This is a genomic window from Myxococcus llanfairpwllgwyngyllgogerychwyrndrobwllllantysiliogogogochensis (genome assembly GCF_006636215.1).
GTDB classification, from domain to species: Bacteria; Myxococcota; Myxococcia; order Myxococcales; family Myxococcaceae; genus Myxococcus; species Myxococcus llanfairpwllgwyngyllgogerychwyrndrobwllllantysiliogogogochensis.
In genome coordinates this window covers 1-11,722 of record NZ_VIFM01000328.1, presented here as the reverse complement: position 1 = coordinate 11,722, position 11,722 = coordinate 1, and the positions used below count along the sequence as shown (strand labels likewise).

Sequence of the window (11,722 nt, the reverse complement as noted above, 5' to 3'; positions counted from 1 at the left end):
TGGCCGGGGCAGCAGCGGCGCCACACGCTGCCAGAAGGCGTCGGGAACGAGTTCGCGGACCATGCACTCAAGCTGGGGATGCCCTTCGTTCGTGGCCACCCCAGCCCTGACTTTTGTTAGGTCCTCTCACGCGCAGTGTATCCTTGACGGACCTGGAGGTGGGGCCATGGCCGTCAACACAGGCGTCAACAAGATGTCCGTCGTCACCAAGGACAGTGGGGGAGTCACCACGGCCTTCCCGGATGTGTGCAAGACGCCCAGCCCCGCGGGGCCCGTCCCCATTCCCTATCCCAACGTGGCCCAGTCCTCCGACACCGACAAGGGCACGAAGAAGGTGTCTGTCGCGGGCAATCCCGTGTGCGTGAAGGACTCCAACTTCAAGACGAGCACGGGTGACGAGGCGGGCACGGCCGGTGGCGGCGTGGCCTCCAGCAAGACAAAGGGCAAGGCGGAGTTCATCAACTTCTCCTTCGACGTGAAGTTCGAGGGGAAGAACGTGGCCCGCGCCTTCGACCTCATGCTCCACAACGACAAGAACACGCCGCCGTTTCCTCTCATGCAGGGACCGGTGGTCGCGGGCGCGGGGAGCAAGAAGGAACCCAAGTGCCTCGTCTGCAAGAAACACCTCTAGCAGAGTCCACCCCGCCGAATTGTCTGTGGATTCAAAGGGCCTCAACTTCAAGAGCAGCCATATGTGGCCCTGGGGATATCCCCACCGCCCACGTCAGACAGCGCCCCATCACTCATGAGCTCCTCATCTCTTTTGAAGCCCGCGCGGTGGGATATCTACGAAGAGCATCTCGGCGAAGCGGCCTTCCGGTGGAGTCAGTGGGAGAAGGCGCTCGACTCGCCTGACTACTCACTCGCGGAGCTGGCCGAGCTCGAAGAGTCGGGTGCGGCCCATCTCGATGCCCTGGTGTTGGGCGGCGAGCCCGTGGCCCATCGGCTGCTCATCCCCGCGCTCGCGGATGAGCCCGAGCACATTCTCGCAGGGGCACTCGCCCTGCTTCGCGCGGAGTCACCTCCCGGCCCTTCCGCCGTGCTCACGGCGCTCGCCGCCGCGGAACCCGATGCACTGGCTCCCTTCCAGCGGGCGCTCGAGCTGGCACCCACCCCCTGCATCCCACCGGAGTTCGCTTCGCTGCTGAAGAAGGCGGATGCGGCGCCTGAGCTGTGGGCCTCGGTGGTCGACGTGCTTGGCACCCATGGTCGGGCCACGGCGGCGCTGTGCGCTCCGCTCCTGTCGCACCCCGAGCCCCTCGTGGTCGCCGCCGCCCTGCGCACCCTGAGCCGCGCACGCCTCCCCGTGGAACCCGCCGTGCTCCAGCGGGCACTCGGCTCGGACGCACCCGTCCTCCGGGATGTCGCGCTGACCGTGGGACTGATGAACGGACACATGGGCGCCTGGGCTGCCTGCCAGTCGGCGGTGGACTCACCCGCACCGGGCAATCGACACCCCCTGCTCCTGCTCGGACTGAGTGGTGATGAGCGGGCCGTGACGCGGCTGGTGGGCTTGCTGTCTCACGAGAAGCTTCGGCCCGATGTGCTGTGGGCTCTCGGCTTCTCTGGACGCATCCAGGCCGCGGACGCGTGCGTGGAACTGATGCGCCACAAGCCCGTGGCGGCGCTCGCCGCAGAGGCCTTCAGTGCCATCACCGGGCTCACCATCGAAGGTGGCTTCGCCGCCGCGAAGGAGGACGCAGCGGACGAAGCCCTGACGCCATTGGAGGAAGACCTCGAACGAGACCTCTCCCCCAAGCCCGAGGACGACCTGCCCCAGCCCATGGCCGAGCAGGTCGCGGCATGGTGGAAGGAGACACGGCCTCGCATGGACCCGAAGCAGCGCCATCTCTCCGGCCAGCCCTTCACCCCGCAGGGGCTCGTCGAGGCGTTGCTCAACGCCCCCCTCCGCAGGCGTCATGCCCTGGCATTGGAGCTGGCACTGCGCAGCCGAGGGCTGCATCAGGTCCCGACACGCGCTCCCGTGGAGCAACAAGTGCTCGCGTGGAAGAGTGTCCGCGCGGCCCCTGCGTCCAGCTTCAATAGGCCCTTCGCGGAAGGACTTCGGGGCTGAGACTGCTCCGCGATGGTTGCTTCACGGACCCGACGCCGCTCCATCCTCCACGTCGCCGTGGATGAGCCAGTGACGCGCGGGAGCGTCTTCCCAGAAGCGGCGCAGAATCTTGTCCGTGTGGCTGTTCTCGGCGACGCGGTTGAGCTGGAGCGCGACAATCTCGCTCTCCACCAGCTCCGCGACTCGCACCACGCCAGAGCGCAGTCCGTACTCCTGCACCCGGCGAATCATGTTCGTCGCCTCCGGTGACGCGGGACGGAACGTTCTCAGGTCCGCCTTGATTTTGATGTCGCGCCCCGCAAGCGAGTCTGTCGCCGCCTCCAGCTCCGACACGAACACTTCCATCTCCTGGACCCGGATGTAGCCCTCCAGGACGAACTCCACGATGGAATGCTCGACATCCACCCCGATTCGGAACACCGGGCGCTCCTTCGCCACACGGACACACGGAGGCACTTCTCTCCGACGTCCTACAGCGTAGGGGCCACCTCGACGGGTGCCCAGACACCCGGGAGTGCGGGGTGAACGTCCAGTTCAAGATTCGACGTTCAACCGCGCCAGCAACAACACCAGCGCACGTCGCGCCACCGCGTGCCGCACTTCACTCCGATTCCCCTCGAAGACGTGGCGCTCCACCGTGGCCGTCCCGCCTCGACGCAGCACCGCGATGAAGGCCAGTCCCACGGGCTTCAGCGGCGTGCCTCCGCTCGGCCCCGCGATGCCTGTCTCCGCCACCGCCCAGTCCGCGCGCGAGTGCGCAAGCGCCCCATGCGCCATGGCCTCCACCGCCTCCGCGCTCACCGAGCCGTGCTCCTGGAGCAGCGCCAGCGACACACCCAACTGCTCCACCTTGGACTCATGCGAGTACGGCACGAAGCCGCGCTCCACCACCGCGGATGCGCCGGGTACGTCCGTCAGTTGCGCGCAGAGCAGGCCCCCGGTGCACGCCTCCGCCAACACCAGCCGGACTCCCGCACGCCGACAGCGCTCCAGCACCTGACCGGCCAGGTCCTCACGTCCCTCGTCCGTCACCTGTGCTCCTCCGACTCCATGACCTCGACCTCACGTGGCCCCGACGTTCATGCCACGCGCGTCACATCTTCGCGAAGCCTCGGCTCCCACGCTCAACACACCCCATCCTCGCACGACCCGGACGCCCAAGGCCTCTCCGGACCACGGCCTCACGAAGCACACGCACCGCGCCTCGCCGGACCACGGCCTCACGAAGCACACGCACCACGCCTCGCCGGACCACGGCCTTACGAAGCACACGCACCACGCCTCACCGGACCGCAGCCTCAAGAAGCACACGCACCACGCCTCAACGGACCACGGCCTCACGAAGCACACGCACCACGCCTCAACGGACCACGGCCCCGCGAAGCACTCGCACCACACGCCGCGCCCTCATGCACGTGCCCCCTCCGGCCTCACCCCCATCACCGCCACCAGCACTTCGTTCTTCCAGCTCAAGCCCACCAGCCCTGGCTCCCGCCGCAACTCCAGCACCGGATGCACGCCTTCGGGCTCCACGTGCTCCAGCAATTCCAACGGCACGAAGCCCGCGCGCTTCAGCCTCGCCATCCACGTCTCCGCCAGCTCGTGTCGCTCGCAGCGCGCCGACTCGTCCACCGTCCCCACCACGTCCTCCACCTCCCTCCCGAAGAAGCGCTTGATGGCGGCTCGCTCCTCGCGAGGAACCTCCAGCGTGTCCAGTAGATGGAAGACCTGCGTGAAGTGCTTCCACGCATTCAGGAAGCGCTCCAGCGGCGGCGCGCGGAAGTGGTCCGTATTCGGCTCGCACAACACCACCCCCGACGGCTCCAACGCTCGCAGCCGCCGCAGCACCGCGTCTCGCACCGCGCCCACGCTCCCGGGCTCCTCCGCCACATGGTGCAGCGCGAAGGCCGCGTTCACCACCCTCGGCCCCGGCAACCCTCGCAACACCGACCAGGTCGACTCGGACAGGCTCTCCACCGGCGCCTCCACCCCCACGAAGCGCACCGACGCTCCCACCTCACGCGCCACCTTCGCCGTCGACTCCTCCGCCTGCGCGAGGCTCGCTCCGCTCGGGTCCACGCCCACCAGCGTCAACCTGCGCGGCAGCGCCCCCTGCTCCGACAGCGCCTTCAACAACCGCCCCTCCTGCCGCCCCTGGCCGATTCCCACGTCCACCAACGTCGCCTCGTCCCGCTTCCCCAACAACTCCACCAACACCGCGTTCGCCAACGCATCGGCGGCGGAGGCCAGCGGCATGTGCGTCATCAACAGCCGGAACAAATCAATCTGCCGCGCCCCCTCTTCGGGATGCGGATACAGATAGGGATTGCGCGCCCCCACCCCCACGCCCTCCAGGCGATGCGACACCGCCGTGGCGAAGAGCAGGTAGCCCAGGTCCTCCGGCACCGAGTCCACATCCAGCAACGTCTCCAACGACGCCAGCTCGTGCGCCGCCTCGATGGGCTGGCCCGACAGGGTGTGCTCCACCGCTCGGAAGAGCAGCTCATCCTTCACCGTGCGCATCGCCCCACGACTCCTTCCCCCAGAGACCCCTGCTCGACTCAACGGTAGTGGTGCCCTCCAGGGACCTCCACCCGGTCAGCCCGCCTGCACGCGCTCTTCGTGAAGCGCCATACACGCGAGCAGACGAACGAACAGGCCAACGTCCTGGCGCCTACGCCTCGCTTGTACCTTTCGCACAGACAGCCGCGGGTCCCGTTTCCGGGACCCCGGGCCATTCGCGCAATCCCGTGTCGAGAACAGTGGACGCCCGTGCCCGGGGAGGTGAGGCTGCGCCGCGTGAGAGCACACCGGCCGGGGTGACAGTTCTCTGCCCATCCGGTGTTGAAGGGTTCCCATGCGTCTTGAGCGCAGCTCTCTCCTGCCACTGCTCGTCCTGGCGGCAGTGCCCTTCCTCGTACGAGCGCAGGGCCTCCCCGCCCCCTCCGCCGAGTCCCGCACCGTCGAAGTCGAACTCCAGTCCACCGACGGCGGCACCTCCGTGTCCGCCGAGGACGCCACGCGACTGGGCCTCACCACCGATGGCGGTGAAGCCGCGCTCGTGCCACCGACCCTCGTCGCCGACGCACCCGCCGCATGGCCCGTGGGCCTGGAGGGCACTCCCGGTGAAGTGACCCTGGAGCTGCTGGTGGACGAACAGGGCGCGGTGGCCGAGGTGAAGGTCGTCGACGCACCGCACGAGCCCCGCCTCACCGAGGCCGCGCTCCAGGCCGCACCGGGTCTGCGCTTCACTCCCGCCACCCTCGCCGGAGTGCCCGTGGCGGTGCGCCTGCCCTTCGTCTACCGCTTCGTGCCTCCCGCCGCGCCCGTCCCCGTCTCCACCGCGCGACTCACAGGAGAGGTGCGCGCGCGCGGCACGCGCCGTCCCCTCGCCGATGCGCTCCTCTTCGTGGACGGGAGCACGGAGCCCGCGGGCACCGTGGACGCACAAGGGCGCTTCACCCTGGAGCTGCGCCCCGGCACCCACCGCGTGGAAGCTCGCGCCCCTGGACACACGCCGAGCACCTTCGAGGAAACGCTCTCCGAGGGCCAGTCGCTCCAGGTCATCTACCGCTTGCAGCCCGGGCGCGTGAATCCCTACGAGACGGTGGTGCGGGACGACCGCCCCCGCACGGAGGTGACGCGCATCACCCTGCACGAGCAGGAACTCCGCGAGGTGCCCGGCACGCTGGGCGACCCGTTCCGCGTCGTCATGTTGATGCCCGGCGTGGGCAGCCTCGCCTCGGGCATCAGCTACCCCGTGGTGCGCGGCAGCCAGCCCGCCGCCACCGGCTTCTTCCTCGACGGCGTGCGCATCCCCATGCTGTACCACCTGATGCTCGGGCCCGCGGTGATTCACCCGGACTTCATCGACACCGTCGACTTCTTCCCGGGCTCGCCGCCAGTGCAGTACGGACGGCTGCTGGGCGGCGCGGTGGAGGGACGGCTGAGCCGACCGCGCGAGGACCGGCTGCACGTCACCGCCTACGCGGACCTGCTCAACAGCGGCGGCTTCATCGAGTACCCCTTCGAGAGCACCGGCACCTCCGTCAGCGTCGCCGGCCGCGTCAGCTACTCGGCGTTGTTGATCTCCCTGGGGGCCAAGCTCCTCAGTGGGTCCGACGCGGAGAAGGTGCACGCGAACTTCTGGGACTACCAGGCGCGCATCGAGCAGAAGGTCGGCGAGGGCCGCGTGCGCCTGTTCGCGCTGGGCAGCTCGGACGACGTGGGCTCCAGCCCTTCGACCTATTACATCGGCTCCACCGGCGGCAGCATCGTGTCCCGCTTCCACCGGGTGGACCTGCGCGGAACCCATCCGCTCGCGGGGGGTGATGCGGAAGTGGGCCTCACCGTGGGCTCGGACGCGCTGGGCCTCGACGGAGAGGAGTCGGAGCGCCTGCCGAGCGGCGCCATCTCCTTCCGCAAGGTGGGCGAGTACGCCCTGCGCCAGACGACGTTCGCGATGCGGGCCGGCTGGAAGCGCCGCCTGGACTCCACGCTGGAGCTCGCCGTGGGCGGCGACGTGGAGCACCGGCGCGCCGCCACCGACATCACCGGCACCGGCATCCCCCCGGGCACCAACCCCGACGACCCGGTGGACCCCATCAAGAGCCCCTCCTCGCTGGCGACCTTCTCCGGCGTCTACGCGGCGGTGACGTGGGTTCCCGCCGAAAAGTGGGTGCTCCAGCCGGGCGTGCGCCTGGACAACTACCACCTGTCCCCCGGCATCAATCACGCGGTGGTGGAGCCTCGGCTCACCGTGCGCCACCAGCTCACGGACGCGCTCGTGCTCAAGGGCGGCGCGGGCGTCTTCCACCAATCGCCCACCGTGCTGGTGCACCTGCCCGCCGTGGACACCTCCAGCCTCCGCTACGGACTCCAGGAGGGCCTCCAGTTCGACGTGGGCGCCGAGTGGAAGGCGATGGACGGCCTGGAGCTGAGCGGCGACGCCTTCTACAACCCCCTCACCCGCGCGGTGGAATTGGACCTGCAGCAGGTGGTGGAGAACCGACGACGCCGGGGACTCGCGACACCCGACCCCTCCACGAGCGGCTACGCGTATGGCTTCGAGCTGATGGCCCGGCACCCGCTGGGCCGCGACTGGTTCGGCTGGGTCTCCTACAGCTTCCTCCAGAGCAAGCGCCGCGTGCGCTTCGACCGCTACGGCGACGATGACCACGTGGTGGGCACACAGGAGGGCACGCTGCCCTTCGCCTTCGAGCAGGCCCATGTCATCAACGCCGCGCTCAGCTACAAGTTCGGCAACAACTGGACGGTGGGCACGGTGGTGCACTTCAACACCGGCCGCCCCGAGTCCGGCGAAATCACCACCCTCACCCAACGCATCGTGACGACGCCGGAGGGAGAAGAGCACTGGGTGCGACAGGACCGGGACAAGTCCGAACGACTGGACGCGTTCTTCCGCGTGGACCTGCGCGTCGCCAAATCATGGGCCATGGAGGACTTCACGCTCGACGCCTATCTGGACGTCCTCAACGTGTCGGCCCGGCAGGAGGTGATTGCCTATGACTATGGCTTCGACCGCGCGGGCACTCCCCAGCGCAAACCCCAGAGCCTGCCCATCATCCTCCCGCTCCTCGGCGTGAAGGGGACCTACTGACATGCGCCACCCACTCCGCTCCCTCGCCCTGCTCGCGCTCGTCGCCGCGGGCTGCGACCGCAAGCCCGAAGACCCCATCTTCGTCTATGGCCGACTGCAACACCTGGACGGCTCTCCGAACTCGGACACGACGGTGACCGTGGAGCGCAAGGTTCACACGCGCTCCGGCTTCGTCGACCCCACCGCTGGCGAGTTCGAGCGTTACGGAGAGAGCCGCAGTGAGCGCTCGGGGGCCTTCACGCTGGAGGTCCTCTACGGCGACTCCATCGACGAGCGCCTCTCCGACTTCACCCAGTATCGCTTTCGCGTGGCGGCGCCGCTGGAGGAAGGCCACGGCGTCTTCAGCTCGTTCGTCTTCTACGACGACGCGGAGCTGCCACCGCTGCGGCCCTGGGCACCCCAGCTCGCGCTGGCCCTGGGCGTGGAGGGCCCCGAGTTCTCCTTCGCCTCGGCGCCTCCTCCGCCCGCGCTGCCGGCCTCCGCGGAGCTTCCGGAAATCTACTTCCAGGACAACGGCGACCCGACGCCCGTGGAGCCCCTCACTCCGTACCCCGTGCTGCAACTCCATGGTCCCGGAGGCCGCGTGTGGGAAGTGCACGACCCCACGTCGCCCTGGCATGCCAATCCCTATCTCCTGGAGGACTTCCCGGGCGTGGAGGCGCAGGTCCGCGCCGTGACACTGGGCTCGTGGCTCTTCTATCCCCTGGCCGCCAACAGCAGCAGCGTGTCGTTCCGGGTGGAGTGGCGGGGCCCCCGGCTGCCCGTTCCCAGCGGAAGCCTGCGCCCCATCAGTCGCGGCGCCTCATGCGTCCCGACGCCCACGGGGGCGCCGTGCCCGTACACGGATGGCTCGCTGCTGACCGTGCGGACGGACCTGACTCGCGAAACGTCGGGCGTGAACAACGTGACGCTCCAGTGGGAGACCGCCGTGCGGCCCCGGCGCGCCGTCATTCGCGACCTGCAGATGGTGACGGGGTTCGACCCCATCATTCAGGTGCGCGTGGAGGGCAGCGCGGATGGCGCCACCTGGTCGACGCTCGCCGAGGTGCCCTACGTGAACCACGACCCCTCGAGCCCGTTCGACCCGGTGTTCTCCACCACCATCGAATCGACGGGGGAGGACAGCCCCTATGGGGATGGTCCGCTGGACATGGAGCGCAAGGCGCGCTTCCTCGACGTGCCGCTCACGGGTGACGCGCCGGTTCGTCAGGTGCGGCTGCAGGTGAGGGCGGGGAACGCGGGAGGACCCGTCCTCATCTACGCGCTCTCCGAGTTGTCCATTTTCGAGTAGCGCCAGCGCCCCCAATCACCCTGGAGAGCAGGTTGCTGCGCGGGGGACACGTGCCGACGTTTCCGCGAGGAAAGCCACACTGCCTTGAAGGAGCAGGCCCTTGCGTACGATTCCCTCGAAGAAGATGTCCCTGTTGTCGGAAACCGAAGCCAGGCTCGTGTTGTCGAGCGCCCCGCGCAACCTCACGGAGCTGTCGACCCGGGAGCTGCGCGGTCGCGTCCTGCGCGCGCGGCGATTGATGACCAAGTACGAGAGCCTGGCGCGCCGTCAGCGGCGTGAGGCCCTGGGCCGGCGGCAGCCGACCCGTGCCCGTCGCGCCGAGGGCAACGCCAACACCCTGCGCAAGGCGACGTACTTCCGTCAGGCCCTGATGCGCTTCGAGAAGCGCCTGGCCATGATGGAGCGCCGCGAGGCGGTGGAGGCCAAGCGGGCTCGCACCGTGCGAAAGGTGAGCAGCACGCGGAGGACTCGCGCCTCGGCGCCGGCCCGTCGGGCGACGAGGACCGTGGGTGGGCGCAAGCCCGTGCGCCGCGCGCGCACCGCCGGACGCACCGCCACCACGTCCGTGCGAGCGACGCGGGCCCAGCGCCGCAAGGGCGGTGCGCGCAAGCAGCAGCGCTTCGGCGCCGTCCGTCGCAACGCGCACACCACCTCTCGCAACCGTCGCACCCAGGCCCGGAGCGACCAGCGGCGCTGAAGCACGGCGGACCACGGGGCGGGCGGTCATCCACGCCCGCGCTTGAGGCGAACTCCAGCGACATCCCGCTGCTCCGACACCGAATGGAATGTCTCCATCTGGAAGTCTGGGGCGCGTCATGTCTCGTTGGAGTGTCCACAAGCGCCGGGCGTTGTCCCGCCCTGCTCCCGGCCCCTTGAGCCGAGCCCCTTGCCTCAGGCCCGGCGGCGGCGCGTCAGCGCGGTGAGTCCCGCGAGCGCCAGCATCAGCCACACCGCCATCGCGCCAGGGCCCGAGGCACTGCACCCGCCGCCACTGACACGCGGCGCCTCCGAGTCCCCCGCATCCGGCACAAACGGGCCCGCGTCCGGCTCGCCCGAGCCCGCGTCCGGCTCACCCGAACCCGCGTCCGGCGGCTTCGACAGCGTGCTCTCATCCAGGTACGCGCCGCACGCCGGGTCCGCCGTGCCGTCCGCGCGGTGCGCCAGCGCGAGCGCGTACGCCCCCGCGCCAAAGCCCACCATGGGCGAGTTGAACTTGTACGTGCCGTTCAGCTCGTCATACGTCTCCGACACCGCCAGGTAGTTCTTCAGCGACTGGTCCGTCACCCACTTGAGCACCCGCTCCGCGCGCTCCGAGTCCCCCGCCATCCGCTTCACCATCGCGCCGCGCAGGCTCACGATGACCCACTCCGCGCTGTCGTACTCGCTGCCCCACGGGCTCATGTCCGCGCCGCCCGTGTGGTCATAGCGGTCATCGTTGCGCGACCAACCCGCGCCCGCCGGAGACGACAGCCTCAAGTCCAATCCGCGAATCGTCTCCCGGGCAATCTTCCCCGCCGGGTCGAACAGCTCGAACGCGAACGCGTCGAACACCGCCGTGTCCCAGTATCCCCGGCCCGACTTCAGCTCCTCCAGGTTGGAGGCCAGCGCGAAGTTGCTGTCCGTCAGCTTCTCCGCCATCGCCCGGCGGATGGACTCGCCCGCGGCGCGGTAGCGCGTCGCACGCTCGGCATCCCCCACGCGCTCGGCCAGCACCGCCGCGTCACACAGGCCGCGCGCCGCTGTCAGGCTCGTGTACGCCCACGCGCGCTGCCGCCCGTTCCAGTGCGTCTCCCAGATGGACGAGTCCGGCCGGATGAGCCCCGTCTCCGGGTCGATGAGCGCCACCAGCGCGTCGCCCACCTTCGTCGACACCGTCTGCCAGTGCTGGTCCACCAGCGTGACGTCGCCCGTGGTGCGCTCGTAGTGCCGCAGCGCCCAGAGGAAGAGCCCGAAGCCGTCGAACTCGAGGTTGGGCCCCGCCTCGTTGAAGTCCGTCTCCTCCACACCGAAGCCGTGGTAGCGCGTGAGCGTGATGAGGTACGGCGGCATCGAGTACGGCTGCAGCTCGCGCCAGTTCTGGAACCGCCCGCTGTCCGCGTTCAGGTAGTACGTCAGCGCCTCGCGCGCGTCGCTCCGCATGCCCAGCGTGGCCATCGCCGCCGCCGCGTAGGCGCCGTCTCGAATCCACGCATACGTCCACTGGCCCGGCGGAAGGCTCGCCAGCACCGCGCCCTTGCCCGCGTGTTTCACCATGCCCGGCAGCGTCGCCGGCGCGCCGTTGGGTGCCTTGAAGCGCGTCAGGCGCGTCTCGCCATCCCGGCTCAGCGACTCGCGCATGAACGTCTCACCCTCGCGGACCTGCGCCATGTGCAGCACCACCGCGGAGTGGCGCACCAGTGATTCCTCGTTCTCCACCGTGCCCGTCGGCACCTTCACGGTGTCCGTCTGGAAGGCCGCCCAGCGCGCGACCTCCGCCTCCACCAGCGCCTTCGCATCCAACGCGCCCACGTAGTCCGTCAGCCACTGCCGCGCCGTGGCCGTCCCCTCCGGATTGCCGAAGTGAACGAAGGCCACGCCAGCCCACTTCTCCGCGCCCGCCGCGATGTCTCCCAGGTTGAACTGATACGCCGTGGCCCAGCCCGTCCCCGCCGACGGCTGCGCCGTGAACTCCTGCAGGTCCTGCTGCCCGCCCCCCTGCACCACGTTGAACGCGTTGCCCGCCCCCGTCGCCCCCGAC

At 69.4% G+C, this 11,722-nt stretch carries 9 protein-coding genes; 5 read left to right on the top strand and 4 right to left on the bottom strand.

What is annotated here, in order from left to right; translation table 11 throughout:
• The first annotated feature begins 166 nt into the window (after positions 1-166).
• Together FJV41_RS43800 and FJV41_RS43795 are read left to right on the top strand one after the other, a co-directional pair.
• Complete coding sequence (locus tag FJV41_RS43800; protein ID WP_141648586.1) at positions 167-631, top strand: DUF4150 domain-containing protein; 465 nt, start codon at positions 167-169, stop codon at positions 629-631.
• Between the two features lie 114 nt (positions 632-745).
• On the top strand, positions 746-2,074 hold the full coding sequence (locus FJV41_RS43795) for a TIGR02270 family protein (protein WP_141648585.1): 1,329 nt from the start codon (positions 746-748) through the stop codon (positions 2,072-2,074).
• Between the two features lie 21 nt (positions 2,075-2,095).
• On the opposite strand, the gene FJV41_RS43790 is transcribed toward FJV41_RS43795, so the two are convergent.
• From FJV41_RS43790 to FJV41_RS43780, 3 genes are all read right to left on the bottom strand, one after another.
• Complete coding sequence (locus FJV41_RS43790; protein ID WP_141648584.1) at positions 2,096-2,494, bottom strand: hypothetical protein; 399 nt, start codon at positions 2,492-2,494, stop codon at positions 2,096-2,098.
• 114 nt (positions 2,495-2,608) lie between these two features.
• Entirely contained in the window at positions 2,609-3,106 is a 498-nt protein-coding gene (locus FJV41_RS43785; protein ID WP_141648583.1) for a CinA family protein, read from the bottom strand.
• A gap of 375 nt (positions 3,107-3,481) precedes the next feature.
• On the bottom strand, positions 3,482-4,597 hold the full coding sequence (locus tag FJV41_RS43780; RefSeq protein ID WP_141648582.1) for a GRAS family protein: 1,116 nt from the start codon (positions 4,595-4,597) through the stop codon (positions 3,482-3,484).
• A gap of 334 nt (positions 4,598-4,931) precedes the next feature.
• Here FJV41_RS43780 and FJV41_RS43775 point away from each other — a divergent pair, with 334 nt between their 5' ends.
• The 3 genes from FJV41_RS43775 to FJV41_RS43765 all read left to right on the top strand — a co-directional run bounded on the left by FJV41_RS43775 (position 4,932) and on the right by FJV41_RS43765 (position 9,682).
• Entirely contained in the window at positions 4,932-7,694 is a 2,763-nt protein-coding gene (locus FJV41_RS43775) for a TonB-dependent receptor domain-containing protein (RefSeq protein ID WP_141648581.1), read from the top strand.
• Between the two features lies 1 nt (position 7,695).
• A complete protein-coding gene (locus FJV41_RS43770) occupies positions 7,696-8,985 on the top strand; it encodes a hypothetical protein (protein WP_141648580.1) in 1,290 nt (429 codons plus the stop codon).
• Positions 8,986-9,085: 100 nt separating this feature from the next.
• Entirely contained in the window at positions 9,086-9,682 is a 597-nt protein-coding gene (locus tag FJV41_RS43765; RefSeq protein WP_141648579.1) for a hypothetical protein, read from the top strand.
• Positions 9,683-9,876: 194 nt separating this feature from the next.
• Here the strand turns inward: FJV41_RS43765 and FJV41_RS43760 are convergent.
• Positions 9,877-11,722 (bottom strand): glycoside hydrolase family 15 protein (locus FJV41_RS43760; protein WP_141648578.1); only part of this gene is annotated, 1,846 nt, incomplete at its 5' end.

Bases quoted from the DNA above. Each gene is read 5' to 3' on its own strand.
- FJV41_RS43800 (WP_141648586.1), top strand. From the start codon at position 167: ATGGCCGTCAACACAGGCGTCAACAAGATGTCCGTCGTCACCAAGGAC.
- FJV41_RS43795 (WP_141648585.1), top strand. From the start codon at position 746: ATGAGCTCCTCATCTCTTTTGAAGCCCGCGCGGTGGGATATCTACGAA.
- FJV41_RS43780 (WP_141648582.1), bottom strand. From the start codon at position 4,597: ATGCGCACGGTGAAGGATGAGCTGCTCTTCCGAGCGGTGGAGCACACC.
- FJV41_RS43775 (WP_141648581.1), top strand. From the start codon at position 4,932: ATGCGTCTTGAGCGCAGCTCTCTCCTGCCACTGCTCGTCCTGGCGGCA.
- FJV41_RS43770 (WP_141648580.1), top strand. From the start codon at position 7,696: ATGCGCCACCCACTCCGCTCCCTCGCCCTGCTCGCGCTCGTCGCCGCG.